Origin of the sequence: Streptomyces sp. NPDC085946, assembly GCF_044540485.1 — a bacterium.
GTDB lineage: Bacteria > Actinomycetota > Actinomycetes > Streptomycetales > Streptomycetaceae > Streptomyces.
The window spans coordinates 154,995-167,155 of record NZ_JBITSF010000011.1; the positions used below are offsets into that span (position 1 = coordinate 154,995).

Genomic DNA, 12,161 nt, shown 5'->3' on the forward strand with positions numbered 1-12,161 from the left:
TCAGATTCCCTCTCTGGTACAGACCTGTCAACGGTTCCGGTTGCGCGCCCCTGATCGCCAGGCCGGGCGACGGCCGTGGGGGGACTCGGGGGCCGGTGCATCGGGTTCGGGCCCCGTGGTCTTCCGGGGGCCGTTCCGCTTGTTCCGCCCACAGGGGGCCTCTCATCGTCATGTCCGCGCCCGGTACGTCCCGGGCTCCGCGTCCGCTTCCGCCGTTGCCCGCGCCGGCTCCCGTGCGGTCGGCCGGCCGGCGGGAGCCGGAGGCCGCCGCCTCGCTGTGCGGGACGGCCGGCAGGTGCCGGGTGTCGGCGTGTCCGGCGTGCGCGGCGGACCTCGCCGTCCGGTTCTTCCGGGCGCGCCGCGGCACCGGGGGCCCTGGCCCCGGACCGGCGGTTCCGCAGGAGGCCCGGGCGGGCCGCGGGAAGCCGGTTCCTCCCCCTGGCATCCCCTGGCATCCCCTGGCTCCCGTACCGCACCGCCCTGGAGGTGCGGCCGGCCGCGGCCTTCCCACCGTCCGGCGGCGAGCGGCGGCGGGGGCGGACCCGGCCGGTGAACGTGGTGGGGGCCGTTCGTCGCCGGCGGCCTGCTCGGCCGGTACGCCGGCGCCGCGCACCGGAGGGCCGAGAGACTCGCGGAGATCAGAGACGCGGTGACGCGGTACCCGGTCGCCGCCACCGCAGCAGCCGCGCACTTCGTCGTCCGGCCGACCGCCGCGCAGCGGCGCACGACGGTCGAGGGTCCGTACGGCCACGGGGCCGCGCCTGCCGGGCGGGCGGCCGTCCGACGGAGCCGGGCGTCCGCCCGGGGCGGGGGCGGCCGGTCAGGAGCCCGGTCCGGGGTCCGGGCGGACCGCGTCGTGGATGCCGGCCCGGGCCGCCTCCAGCTGGGCGGCGAACGCGATGCCGAGGAAGAGGGCCACCGCGGTGAGGTACGCCCACAGCAGCAGGGCGACGAAGGCGGTGAGCGGGCCGTACAGCGCGCCGAAGGCACCGCTTCCCTCGACGTACAGCGCGAGGAGCCCCGTCGCCGCCACCCACAGCAGCAGGTGGACCGCGGAGCCGAAGGCCAGCCAGGTGTAGCCGGGCTGGACCCGGCGGGGCGCCCACCGGAAGAGCACGGCCGAGGCGATCCACGCCAGGGCCAGCCCGACCGGCACCTGCAGCGCGTTCCACCACGCCGGGGCGTCCCCCGGTCCCCCGGTGGTGTCGGAGAGCGCGTCGCCGACGGCCTCCCCCGCGACGAGGACGACGAAGCCCAGCACCATGGGCAGGCCGGCGGCGACCGCGAGGGCCAGGGCGCGGCCGTACTTGCGCAGCGCCGGGCGGTCGCGCTCGATGCCGTAGATGCGGTTCGCGCCCCGCTCGACCTGCCCCATGGCGGACGCCAGGTTCAGCAGGGCGAAGGCCAGGCCGAGCCAGAGCGCGAGCGTGCCCCACACGTCGCCCTGGGCGCTGCGCCGGGTGCCGTCGAAGGCCTCCTCGACGACCTCGGTGCTGGCGCCCGGCACGATGCGGCCGAGGGTGCCCTCGATGATCCGGCCGACGCCCTCGGTGTGCGTGGAGGTGGCCAGGCCCACCAGGGCCACGGTGAACGGCACGAGGCCGAGCACCACCTGGAAGGCGAGCGCCCGGGCGTTGGTGAAGCCGTCCGCGTACCGGAACCGCGCGAAGGAGTCGGTGGCCAGTTGCAGGCGCCCGTAGTGCCGCAGGGCGGCGAGCGCCTCGTCGCCGGAGAGCTCCTCCCCGATCATGTCCCTGGTCTGGGGGACGTGGACGACGGTTCCCATGATGCGGACGCTCCTCGTTGTGCCTCGGTCCCGCCGGCCCGGCGGTCGCCGCGTGGTCGCGATCCGTCTGCCCTGGTGTTCCCCGCGCAACCCCGGCGCACCGCGGGCGGACGTCCCGGCCTGGCGGGAATGCCCCGGCACACCCCGCTGTTGTACCGCACGTGACTGACATGAACCGATCAAGAAGGGCCGTGTCGGTCGGTGAGAGGAGAGTTCCATGGCACGCAGCACCGCGCGTCCCGTCGTCCGGCTGAAGTCGTCGGCCGGCACCGGCGTCACCTACGTGACGCGCAAGAACCGTCTCAACGACCCCGACCGGCTGGTCCTGCGCAAGTACGACCCGGTGGCCGGGGAGCACGTCCTCTTCCGCGAGGAGAGGTAGGACCGGCGGCCCGCGCGGCCAGGCGCGGGCCGCCGCGAGGCAGGAAGGACATCCCATGAGGCCCGGCATCCACCCCGTCTCCCGCCCGGTCGTCTTCCGCGACCGCGCCGCGGGCGTCGCGTTCCTCACCCGCTCGACCGCCGGCTCACCGCACACGGTCGCCTGGGAGGACGGCAACACCTACCCGGTGATCGACGTCGAGATCTCCTCGGCGAGTCACCCGTTCCACACCGGCAGCGCGCGGGTCGTGGACACCGCGGGCCGCGTCGAGCGGTTCGCACGGCGCTACGGCAGCGCCTCCCAGGCCCGCCGCTGACCGCGGCCCGCCGCAGGCACCACGAGAGGACCCCCATGAAGGTGCGCAAGTCCCTGCGCTCGCTCAAGGCCAGGCCCGGCGCCCAGGTGGTGCGCCGACGGGGCGTGACCTTCGTCGTCAACAAGAAGGACCCCCGTTTCAAGGCCCGCCAGGGCTGAGCGCCCGGACAGGACCCGCCGACGGGCCCGGCCCCTCCCCCCGGAGGGGCCGGGCCCGTCGGCGCGTGCGGGCTCCGGCCGAGATGCGGGACGGGCCGGCAGTCCGCAGGGTGGAGGGACGACCACCCCGCCGGACGGCCGGGCGGAGCCCGTGGACGGCGGGTCGTGTCCGCGCGCCGGCCGTCCCCGGCCGAGAAGGAGAACCCCATGGCGAAGCAGGGCAAGAGCGGCAAGGACATGGAGAAGGGCGACAAGGTCGCCTGGAAGAGCCACGGCAGCGAGACCACCGGCGAGGTCGAGAAGAAGATCACCGAGCGGACCGAGGCGTCCGGGCGCACGGTGGACGCCTCGCCCGACGACCCGCAGTACGAGGTGCGCAGCGACAAGTCCGGGCGGACCGCCGTCCACAAGCCCTCCGCCCTGAGGAAGAAGTGAGGCCCGCGTGTCGGCGAACGATCGGCAGACGTGGGAGGACTTCCGCGCGTTGGTCAACATGACCCCGTCCGCGCTCGACGACTGGCTGGAGAGCGAGGAGTCCCGGAGCGCCGGACAGCACAAGGACGGCGGCGAGTCGACGGGCCACGCCTCGGGCCGCCGGATCGTCGCCCTCCTGCGCACGAAGAAGGACGACCTGTCCGAGGACGACTACGCGCACATGCGCAAGGTCGTCGGCTACATCCGCCGTCACCTGGCGCAACGGCCCTCCGGCGAGGTGCGCGACTCGCGCTGGCGGCACTCGCTGATGAACTGGGGCCACGACCCGCTCCAGGACTCCTAGGCCCCGGCTCCCCCGTCGCGGAACGCGGTGCCCGTTTCGGATTGCAGCCCCGACAACGGGGAAACCGCACGACTACGCACGCATGTGACGGCCTTCGGAGTGGTAACCGGAAGCCGGTTGCATACCAAAGTGGAAGGAGTCGTTGTGTCGTTTCTCTGGGCCATCATCGCGGGTCTCATCATCGGTCTGCTGGCGAAGCTCGTCCTGCCCGGGCGCCAGCCCATCCCCCTCTGGATGACCGTCCTGCTCGGCATCCTCGGCGCCGTGGCCGGAAACGCGCTTGCCTCCGCCGTCGGTGTCCGTGACACCGGGGGCATCGACTGGATCCGTCACATCTTCCAGATCGGCATCGCGGCCGCCCTCATCGCCCTCGTCACCCCGATGTGGGCGCGACGACGCGCCTGACGGCGCCTCACCGACCCCCCGCACCTTCAGCCCCGTCGGCCACGGCCGACGGGGCTCGGTGCGTCCGGGGCACCCTGCCGGGCCGTCAGAACGCGTAGCGGACGCGCAGCCAGGGGGCGCGTCCGGCGATCAGCTCGCGCAGGGCGCCGATCGCCTCGGCCTTGACCTGGTTGCGGTAGCGGACGTTGAGGGCGCCGTTCTGGGAGCGCTTGGCCTGCTGCACGTCGGGCCGCCACAGCACCTGCTCGGCACGCGGGTGCCAGCCCAGGTTCACCTCGTGGAGGTCCTGGTTGTGCGTGAGCATGATCACCTCGGCGGCGGCCTGCTGCTTGACGCGCTGCGGCAGCACGTCGTCGAGGTGCGTGAGCAGCTCCGCCCACGCCTCCCGCCAGCCCGGGCGGACGACGACCGGGGAGAGGTTGAACTGGACCTCGTACCCGGCGTCGAGGAAGTCGGCCGCCGCGGCGACGCGGTCGGCGACGGGCGAGGTGCGGATGTCCAGCAGCCGGGAGTCGTCCCCGGGCATCAGGGAGAACCTGATGCGCGTACGGCCGCGCGGGTCGAGGGCGAGCAGGCCGCGGTTGACGAACTTGGTGGCGAAGGACGCCTTCGCGGTGGGCCACTCCCGGAAGGCGTGCACCAGGTCGGCGGTGTTGTCGCAGATCAGCGCGTCGACCGAGCAGTCGCCGTTCTCCCCGATGTCGTACACCCACGCCTCGGGGTCGCACTGGTTCGGCTCGGGCTTGGGTCCCTGCCGGGCGACGTGCCGGCCCAGGTGGGCGATGATCCGGTCGATGTTGGTGAAGACGGTGATCGGGTTGGCGTACCCCTTGCGGCGCGGCACGTAGCAGTAGGCGCAGGCCATGGCGCAGCCGTTGGAGGGGCTCGGGGCGATCCAGTCCGCCGACCGGCCGTTGGGGCGGGTGGTCAGGGACTTCTTCTCGCCCAGCACGAGCGTCTCGCCCTTGACGCGGACCCAGCGGTCGACGTTGCCCTCGTTGCCGTGCAGCCCGGGGATCCGCCAGTGCGAGTCGACCTCGACGAGCCGGGCGCCGGGGAAGCGCGCGATGACCTGCCGGCCGCGCGGCGACACGGCGGCGGCGGGCTCCGCGTAGATCTCGCGCACCGGCAGCAGACGGCGGGCTTCGGGGTCGGCGGGCCCGGCGGCCCCGCCCCGCGCCGGGGCGGTCGCCCCGGGGGTGAGCGCGTCCAGGCCGAAGAGGGTGCCGGAGCCGTCGTCCGAGCCGGTGGACGGGTGGGACATGAGCGCTCCGCGAGGGGTGAGGAGGCCGCGGACCGTACGGCCGGACCGGTGGTCGTGATCCGCCGGCGAAGCGGACCCAGTCGTTCCACTGTATGCGCACCGGACGCGTGGCGGTCCGGGCCCGCCCCGCCGCCGGGGCCGCCGCCGCGCGGGGCCCTCGGGGGTCACCGGGACCAGCGGAACGCCGGTGCCTCACTTCCCAACTCCCTTCTCCAGCAGGTGTGTTGGTGCCGCAAAAGGGAACTTGCCGCACCGGACCGGGACCCATCGGACCGGTCGTACGTCTGTGAGCCGGCCGGGAGCCGGCTGCGAGCCGATGGTGCGTCGCAGGTGAGGAGAGGAGTGCACCCATGGGCAGGGCAGGCAGGGGCAGGACGGTGGGCGCGTTGACCGTCGCCGGCGTGCTGGCGGGGACCGCGCTGACCGGCTGCGGGAACGGCGGGGACGCGGCCGGGCATGCGCAGGCGTCCTCGGCCACCGGGAGCTCCGGCGCCCGGGAGCAGGGCACGCGGGCGGTGCGGTCCGCCTACGACAGGACGGCCGAGGAGGACACGGCCCGGATCACGCTGCGGGTGCGGACCACCGCCGGGGGCCGGACGGTCGCCGCGAACGGGCAGGGCGCCGTCGACCTGGGCGACGGGGACAGCGTCATGACGGTGACCGCGCAGGGGCAGCGGATCGAGCAGCGGGTGGTCGACCAGGTGCTGTACCAGAGGGTGCCGCGGGGGCAGGCGCCGGACGGCAGGCCGTGGATCAGGATCGACCTGCGGAAGGCCGCCGCCGGGCAGGGGGCCGGTGCCGGGTCCGTGAGCGACCCGGCCCGGTCGGCGGCGTACGCCAAGGCGATCAGCGACAAGGACGTGACCAGGAAGGGGACGGCCACGATCGACGGCGTCGAGACCACGCACTACCGGGTCGCCGTCGACGTCGCCGACCTCCCGGACGGGGCCGCCCTGCGCCGGCAGGTCGGCCCGACCCTGCCGATGGAGGTGTGGCTCGACGAGCAGGGCCGCATCCGCCGGCAGCAGACCGACATGACGCTCCGCGCCGCCCCCAGCCCCTCGGACCGGGCCTCCGCCGGCGCCTCGCCGTCCGCTCGGCGGGTGACGGTGCGCACGGTCGTGGACTTCACCGACTTCGGCACGGAGGTCGACGCCGAGGCGCCCCCGGCACGGCAGGTGGCCGACATGACCGGGAAGGCGACGGAGCAGGGCGGGACCCGCGGCTGACCGGTCCGCCGCCCGGCGCGGAACGGCCCGGTCGACGCCGCGACGGCGTCCCGGGCCCGTACCGCCGGTCCCGTCCCGACCGGGACCTCACCGACGGCGGCCGCGCGCCGACCAGCCGCTGCCGATGCCCGCCACGTGCAGCGCCAGGAGCGCGAGCCCGACGAGCATGAAGTTCGTCGAGGTGAAGGTGTCGTTGGTCGAGATGTCCGCCGCATTGATCAGGAAGGCGATGAAGAACAGAACCGCGGAGACGATGGCCAGCACGGTGTGACTCCTCTCGGTCGGGTCGGGTGGTGCGGGGTCCCGCGCCATCCGCATGCCCCCGACCGGCCGATGAACGCCCCGTGCGCACAAGGCCGTTGACCCCTCCCCCGCGGACCGCCGGGCCGGAGGGCACCGGCACCGGGACGGAGTCGCCCCGGCGTCCGCTCCCCTCGTCCCCGTGCGGCCGGGCCGCGCGAACGCGGCGGCCGCACGCCGTGCCCGCGCGGCAGACACGGACGGGTGAAGCACGGCCCGATTCCCCGGGCCCGCGGCGTCACCCGGCCGCCGGAGGGTAGATGCACACAACCGCGAGCCGGAACCGAAAGGAACACCGTGGAACGATCATCACTGCGCGCAGTGGGCTGGGCCCGCTCCCTGCCGATCGACAGCGAGGTCAAGGCGGCACGGGACTGGGCGCGCGAGCACCTGGAGTCGCTGGGCTGGACCACCACCGCCCCGGAGGCCGTGGACGCCGTGCTGCTGACGGTCTCGGAGCTGGTCACCAACGCCCACACCCACGCCCACAGCAGCGCGCAGCTCATCATGGCGTGGGACAACCGCTGCCTGCACATCGCGGTCCACGACGCCTCCACCGACCTGCCCGCGCCGCGGGCGCCCAGCACGGAGCGCGTCGGCGGGCGCGGCATGTTCCTCGTCGACGCGCTGGCCGACACGTGGGAGTCCCGGCCCTGCCCGCACGGCAAGACCGTCATCGCCTGCTTCCGCGCGCCCGCCGCGGCCGAGGAACGGCGTTGAGCCGAACACCCGACGGGCGGACGTGCACGCGGCGCCGCCGGCGGGGCTGAGCGGGCCGGGCGGGGCGGCACGCGGCACCTCCGCCGCACACGCCCCGGAGGTCGTCGCCCGCTGGACCCGGCCCGTGCCCCGGCGCTCTCCGCGGACGTGGCGGCCCGGCGCCGCCCGAGGCGTCCGGGTGAGCGGCCGCGCAGACGCCCTCGCGGGCGGCGCGTCAGGACACGGCGGGCGCGGAGCGGGCCGCCGGCAGGCCCCGGGAACACACGGGCGCCGCGGCACCGGCTCCTCCGCCCTCACGTCCGGGGCACGCCCGGCGGCGGCACGGCGGCACGGCGGTCACGCTCCGGCTCCGGAGCCGGGACGCGGCTCCGGGTCCGCGCGACCGCCCGCGCCGTCGCCTCGTTCGTCACATCCCTTTCCGGAATATCTCCCGCGGGGACGCATCACGTGCCGCGGGCGTTCCCGGGCCTGCCGCCGTCGTCCGCCGTGCCCGCGGTCCGCACGGGCGGGAGAACTCCGGCGGGGCGCAGGCATGTCCGCCCGGTCCCGGGGCAGAGGAGCTGCGCGGAGCACCCCGTCCCACGTGCGGCGGAGGTGGTCGGCCGGGCTCCACGGGGTGCCGGGCGGGTGGCGGATCCACCCGGGTCGTCGTGGTGGTGGGAAGCGGGGGGGGGGGGGGGGGGGGGGGGGGGGGGGGGGCGCCCCGCCCCCCCCCCCCCCCCCCCCCCCCCGCCCGCTGGACCGCCACGACGCCGCGAGCGTCCGGAACACGTACCGCTCTCATCTACGGATACGGAGAGCAGCCCGGCGGGCGATCCCGCTCCGTAGGGATCGCGGACTCCTCGCCGGCCGGGGTGCTCCCGGAGCCGAGGGACGAGGAACCCGCCGTCAGGCCGGGCGGCAGGAGTCACAGACATGACCGTCGATGGCCGCCGCCAGTTCGCTCGCCGCCGCCCGCACCGCCGGATCCTCGTCACCGGTCAGCAGGGTGACCGTCCTCTCGCCGCTCAGCACGGCGCGGTGCGCCGCGTACTGCACCTCGTGCTGCGCGGCGCCGTGTTCGAGAATCGCCTGGAGCAGTTCGATCACTCCGGGCCGGCAGGTGACGGCCGGGGCCACCGCCAGGTCCCACAGGAACGGAACCGCCGCGACCGTCGCGTCGAAAACGGCCAGCTCACCGAGCCACAGGCCGAGATCACCCAACGCGTCGGTGCTTGTCCGAACGTCCCCCCACGCCACTCGGGACAGCAGGCCCGGAACCCTTTGCGCGGATCCGTACGCGTGCGTCAGCTCATGCCACGGAACGCGGTTCATTCCCTTCAGGACCGTCCCCACCGCACCCTCCGTCTCCCGGCTCCGCCCCCGGGACCCGGACGCCCGGCCGCCGCGTCCCGCTCCCCCGGGTGACCGGCCGGACCGTGCGGCAGCACGACGGGCGTGCCCGGTCCGCCCCGGTCCCGGCGGACAAGTCGCTCGCCGTCGCGCATCATCGCACGCATCCCACGCTCGGACCGAGCCGTGCGCGTCCCCGACCCGGCGGGCCTGCACCGCCAACACTGCTGGCGGCGCTCAGGAGTTGAGGACCAGCGTCCGCTTCGCCTGCTCGTACGCCGGGAGCATCGCCCGGTGCTCCGCGGAATCCAGCCCGCCCAGGTGGACGACCACGGGACCGCGCGGTGTCATGACGGCGAAGGCACGCTCGTCCTTGGGACCGTCGGTCCACTCCCCGTCGACCGTGTACGTGACCTCCGCCGCCGGCGCTCCGCCCGCCTCCGTCTCCCGGTAGCGCTTCTCGCCCGCGTCCCGCTCGGCGTCCACGAACGACTCCAGCGCCGAGCGCGCGGTTCCCCCCTTGCCGGTGCCGGTCCACACCCGGAGGAACCCGACGTGACCCGCGGGCTTCGCGTCCACCTCGCAGACGAGGGTCACGGAACCCTGCTTCAGGACGAACTCCGGATCCGAAGTGTCCACCTCTTCCGCGGTCCAGTCCTGCGCGGTCTCGAACGACACGGGCAGCGCACACGGCGTACCCGCGCCCCCGAGCGGCTCGCCCTTGCCGGGCGACGCGACGGGCTGCGACGCGGCCGCCTCCGGTGACGCCGCCCGGCCCGTGGCCTCCTGCTCCGGCGAACACCCCACGAGCACCAGCCCGGACACGACCGCGCCCACCGCCCAGTACCGCTCCACGAAGCCCCCACCCTGCGCTCGATCGAACAGCGCACGCTACCGCACCGCCCCCTCGCCGCCGCGCCCGCCCGCCGACCGGCCGGCCCTCCGGCGCGGCCCACGAACCGGGCCGGGACACGGCCACGGGAAGCCCCTCCACCGAGCGCGCCCGGCGGCGCACCGGGAGTACGCGCGGCGCAGGATGGCCGGCCGCTCCCCCCGGTGCCCCGTGCCCGACGGCATCCACCGGCGCGCACGCGTCGTTCGGGAACCGCCCGCCGTCGAGGGCGAGCGTCGCAGTGGGCGTCCCGCCGCCCCGCTGGTCGCCGGCGGCAGCCGCGCCACGCGCTCGGGGGCGCGGTCGCCGGGGCGGGCGCGCCATCCTCAGTCCTCCGCGCCGAGGTCGAAGACGATGCGGGCCTTGACCTGACCGCGCAGGACCTCGTCGATGGATTCGTTGACGGCGGTGAGCGGGCGGGTCTCCTGGATGACCCGGGTACGGCCGGCCGCGTGGAGCCGGAAGACCTCGGCGAGGTCCTGGCGGGTGCCGACGATGGAGCCGATCACCGAGGTGCCGTTGAGGACGGTGTCGAAGATGGGGACCTGGAGGGTGCCGTGCGCCGGCAGCGCCACCATCACCAGCTTGCCGCCGCGCCGCAGCCCGGAGTTGACGGCTTCGAAGGCGGCCGGGTTCACGGCGAGGGCCAGGGCCGCGTGGGCTCCGCCGTGCCGCCTCAGCTCCGCGCCGACGTCCTGGGTGCGGGCGTCGATGAGGATGTCCGCGCCGAGCTCCCGGGCCAGTTCGAGCTTGTCGTCGGTGACGTCGACGGCGGCGACGGTGGCACCGGCGATCTTCGCGTACTGCACCGCCAGGTGGCCGAGTCCGCCCACACCGGAGACGGCGACGAGCTGGGCGGGCCGGACACCGGCGACCTTCAGGGCCTTGTACGTGGTGACGCCCGCGCAGGTCAGCGGAGCGGCGTCGACGGCGCTGACACCCTCGGGCACGGGCTGGGCGAAGTCGGCCCGGGCCAGCATCTTCTCGGCGTACCCGCCGTCGCAGCCGTAGCCGGTGTTGACCTGGCTCTCGCAGAGCGTCTCCCAGCCGGACAGGCAGTGCTCGCACCGCCCGCACGCGCTGCCGAGCCACGGCACGGCGACCCGTTGACCGACGGTGAGATGGGTGACGCCCTCGCCGAGCTTCTCGACGAGGCCGACACCCTCGTGACCGGGCACGAACGGCGGGGTGGGCTTGACGGGCCAGTCCCCGTGCGCGGCGTGGATGTCGGTGTGGCACAGCCCGGACGCCTCGACGCGGACGCGGACCTGCCCGGGGCCGGGCTCGGGATCGGGGCGCTCCTCGATGACCAGGGGCCTGCCGAATTCCCGTACGACCGCTGCCTTCATGATGTCCTCGCTTCTCGTTCGTGGTGGGGCGCGTCAGCCGTGGGCGACGACGGCGACGGGGGCGGTGGCGTGGTGCAGCACCGCGTGTGCCACGGAACCGATGTGCACACCGAACGGACTGCGGCGGACGCGCCGGCCCACGACGACGAGGGAGGCGTCGCGGGAGGCGTCGACCAGGAGGCCGGCGGGGCTGCCGAGGCGGGAGACCTCGACGACCTCGACGTCCGGGTACTTCTGCCGCCAGGGGTCCAGGGTGTCGGTGAGTTCGGCGGCCTGCTGCCGGGCGAGCGCGTCGGTGGTGTCGACTCCGGCGGCCAGGCTGTACGCGTAGTACGCCGGCAGGTTCCAGCCCTGGACCGCGTACAGGGCGCTCCCGCGGCGCTGCGCCTCCTGGAAGGCGAAGGTGATGACGGTGTCGTCGGGACTGCCGGTGTCCAGGCCCAGGACCACGGGCCGGAACGCGGTCGCGGCGGACGGGACGCCGGTCGGGTCCGCGACGTGTTCGTCGGCGGCCTGCTCACCGGCCCGCACCAGGACCACGGGCACCTCGGTGCGGGCGACCACGGACTGGCCGACGGAACCGACCAGGAAACCGCCCAGTCCGCTCAGCGCACGGGACCCGAGAACCAGCAGTTCCGCGTCACGCGCCGCTTCCACGAGGACGTCGGAGGGCGTGCCGGCGTGCTGCTCGGTCCTCACCTCGACTCCGGGGTGGCGCAGGCGCAGGCCCTCCGCGGCCTCGCGGGGGATCCGCTCGGTCCAGTGCTGCTGCGTCTCCGCGCCCAGGAGCGGGGCCTGCGCCATCGGCTCCGGCACGGGCTGCCACACGTGGACCAGCCTGACCGGCAGGTCGCGCAGCTTCGCCTCACGGGCCGCCCACTCGGCGGCGGCCCGGCTCTCGGCGGAGCCGTCGAGTCCTACGGTGATCGTGCGGGCCATGGTGCCCTCCTCCTGCATCGGGTGATCTGGTTCCAGCCTCCCGTCCGGCGCGTTCCCGGGGCAGGGGCCGCTGGTCCCCGGCAGGGACCGACCGGCCCCATCGGCGCGGCGGGCCCACCGCGCCGGTGGTGTTCGACACAGCCGCTGCGTCACCCCGGCGGCGGTCGCCTCCACGGCCTGCGCGGCCTGCGCGGCCACAGTCCCGACGACAGGACCCGCTGCCTGAAGATCGACCGCAACGACTGCGGACGGCTGTCCCGGCGGTCCGGCCGCCGTCGGGCAGGCCGGCCGTCCACGTGCCCGGGCTTCGG

Annotated in this window: 15 protein-coding genes; 8 read left to right on the forward strand and 7 right to left on the reverse strand. The window is 75.1% G+C overall.

Annotated elements, in window-relative coordinates; genetic code table 11:
* Positions 1–820: 820 nt before the first annotated feature.
* A complete protein-coding gene (locus ACIF8T_RS22815) occupies positions 821–1,786 on the reverse strand; it encodes a YihY/virulence factor BrkB family protein (RefSeq protein WP_400037816.1) in 966 nt (321 codons plus the stop codon).
* A gap of 217 nt (positions 1,787–2,003) precedes the next feature.
* Between ACIF8T_RS22815 and rpmG the strand changes: the two genes are divergently transcribed.
* The 6 genes from rpmG (at position 2,004) to ACIF8T_RS22845 (ending at position 3,825) form a co-directional block, all read left to right on the forward strand.
* On the forward strand, positions 2,004–2,168 hold the full coding sequence (gene rpmG / locus ACIF8T_RS22820) for a 50S ribosomal protein L33 (protein WP_400037818.1): 165 nt from the start codon (positions 2,004–2,006) through the stop codon (positions 2,166–2,168).
* 55 nt (positions 2,169–2,223) lie between these two features.
* On the forward strand, positions 2,224–2,484 hold the full coding sequence (locus tag ACIF8T_RS22825; protein ID WP_400037820.1) for a type B 50S ribosomal protein L31: 261 nt from the start codon (positions 2,224–2,226) through the stop codon (positions 2,482–2,484).
* Between the two features lie 35 nt (positions 2,485–2,519).
* Positions 2,520–2,642 (forward strand): type B 50S ribosomal protein L36, encoded by a 123-nt coding sequence (ykgO, locus tag ACIF8T_RS22830; protein ID WP_365833344.1) that lies wholly within the window; start codon positions 2,520–2,522, stop codon positions 2,640–2,642.
* 207 nt (positions 2,643–2,849) lie between these two features.
* The gene (locus ACIF8T_RS22835) at positions 2,850–3,077 is read left to right on the forward strand and encodes a DUF2945 domain-containing protein (protein ID WP_400037822.1); all 228 of its coding nucleotides are present in this window, start codon (positions 2,850–2,852) and stop codon (positions 3,075–3,077) included.
* A gap of 7 nt (positions 3,078–3,084) precedes the next feature.
* Positions 3,085–3,420: a DUF3140 domain-containing protein gene (locus tag ACIF8T_RS22840; RefSeq protein ID WP_400037824.1), complete on the forward strand. Its 336-nt coding sequence runs from the start codon at positions 3,085–3,087 to the stop codon at positions 3,418–3,420.
* Between the two features lie 144 nt (positions 3,421–3,564).
* A complete protein-coding gene (locus ACIF8T_RS22845; RefSeq protein ID WP_400037826.1) occupies positions 3,565–3,825 on the forward strand; it encodes a GlsB/YeaQ/YmgE family stress response membrane protein in 261 nt (86 codons plus the stop codon).
* A gap of 85 nt (positions 3,826–3,910) precedes the next feature.
* On the opposite strand, the gene ACIF8T_RS22850 is transcribed toward ACIF8T_RS22845, so the two are convergent.
* Positions 3,911–5,089: a spore photoproduct lyase family protein gene (locus tag ACIF8T_RS22850; RefSeq protein ID WP_400037828.1), complete on the reverse strand. Its 1,179-nt coding sequence runs from the start codon at positions 5,087–5,089 to the stop codon at positions 3,911–3,913.
* A gap of 350 nt (positions 5,090–5,439) precedes the next feature.
* Here ACIF8T_RS22850 and ACIF8T_RS22855 point away from each other — a divergent pair, with 350 nt between their 5' ends.
* Positions 5,440–6,318, forward strand: a complete 879-nt coding sequence (locus tag ACIF8T_RS22855; protein WP_400037829.1) for a hypothetical protein — start codon at positions 5,440–5,442, stop codon at positions 6,316–6,318.
* Positions 6,319–6,405: 87 nt separating this feature from the next.
* On the opposite strand, the gene ACIF8T_RS22860 is transcribed toward ACIF8T_RS22855, so the two are convergent.
* Positions 6,406–6,582: a hypothetical protein gene (locus tag ACIF8T_RS22860; RefSeq protein ID WP_400037831.1), complete on the reverse strand. Its 177-nt coding sequence runs from the start codon at positions 6,580–6,582 to the stop codon at positions 6,406–6,408.
* 333 nt (positions 6,583–6,915) lie between these two features.
* Here ACIF8T_RS22860 and ACIF8T_RS22865 point away from each other — a divergent pair, with 333 nt between their 5' ends.
* The gene (locus ACIF8T_RS22865; protein WP_400037833.1) at positions 6,916–7,338 is read left to right on the forward strand and encodes an ATP-binding protein; all 423 of its coding nucleotides are present in this window, start codon (positions 6,916–6,918) and stop codon (positions 7,336–7,338) included.
* An 888-nt stretch (positions 7,339–8,226) separates the two neighbouring features.
* On the opposite strand, the gene ACIF8T_RS22870 is transcribed toward ACIF8T_RS22865, so the two are convergent.
* The 4 genes from ACIF8T_RS22870 to ACIF8T_RS22885 form a co-directional block, all read right to left on the reverse strand.
* The gene (locus ACIF8T_RS22870) at positions 8,227–8,673 is read right to left on the reverse strand and encodes a hypothetical protein (RefSeq protein ID WP_400037835.1); all 447 of its coding nucleotides are present in this window, start codon (positions 8,671–8,673) and stop codon (positions 8,227–8,229) included.
* A gap of 234 nt (positions 8,674–8,907) precedes the next feature.
* Complete coding sequence (locus ACIF8T_RS22875) at positions 8,908–9,525, reverse strand: lipoprotein (protein WP_400037837.1); 618 nt, start codon at positions 9,523–9,525, stop codon at positions 8,908–8,910.
* 363 nt (positions 9,526–9,888) lie between these two features.
* Positions 9,889–10,911 (reverse strand): zinc-dependent alcohol dehydrogenase, encoded by a 1,023-nt coding sequence (locus ACIF8T_RS22880; RefSeq protein WP_400037839.1) that lies wholly within the window; start codon positions 10,909–10,911, stop codon positions 9,889–9,891.
* A 33-nt stretch (positions 10,912–10,944) separates the two neighbouring features.
* The gene (locus ACIF8T_RS22885) at positions 10,945–11,850 is read right to left on the reverse strand and encodes a universal stress protein (RefSeq protein ID WP_400037841.1); all 906 of its coding nucleotides are present in this window, start codon (positions 11,848–11,850) and stop codon (positions 10,945–10,947) included.
* Positions 11,851–12,161 lie beyond the last annotated feature (311 nt).

Bases quoted from the DNA above. Each gene is read 5' to 3' on its own strand.
- ACIF8T_RS22815 (WP_400037816.1), bottom strand. From the start codon at position 1,786: ATGGGAACCGTCGTCCACGTCCCCCAGACCAGGGACATGATCGGGGAG.
- rpmG (WP_400037818.1), top strand. From the start codon at position 2,004: ATGGCACGCAGCACCGCGCGTCCCGTCGTCCGGCTGAAGTCGTCGGCC.
- ACIF8T_RS22825 (WP_400037820.1), top strand. From the start codon at position 2,224: ATGAGGCCCGGCATCCACCCCGTCTCCCGCCCGGTCGTCTTCCGCGAC.
- ykgO (WP_365833344.1), top strand. From the start codon at position 2,520: ATGAAGGTGCGCAAGTCCCTGCGCTCGCTCAAGGCCAGGCCCGGCGCC.
- ACIF8T_RS22835 (WP_400037822.1), top strand. From the start codon at position 2,850: ATGGCGAAGCAGGGCAAGAGCGGCAAGGACATGGAGAAGGGCGACAAG.
- ACIF8T_RS22850 (WP_400037828.1), bottom strand. From the start codon at position 5,089: ATGTCCCACCCGTCCACCGGCTCGGACGACGGCTCCGGCACCCTCTTC.
- ACIF8T_RS22855 (WP_400037829.1), top strand. From the start codon at position 5,440: ATGGGCAGGGCAGGCAGGGGCAGGACGGTGGGCGCGTTGACCGTCGCC.
- ACIF8T_RS22880 (WP_400037839.1), bottom strand. From the start codon at position 10,911: ATGAAGGCAGCGGTCGTACGGGAATTCGGCAGGCCCCTGGTCATCGAG.
- ACIF8T_RS22885 (WP_400037841.1), bottom strand. From the start codon at position 11,850: ATGGCCCGCACGATCACCGTAGGACTCGACGGCTCCGCCGAGAGCCGG.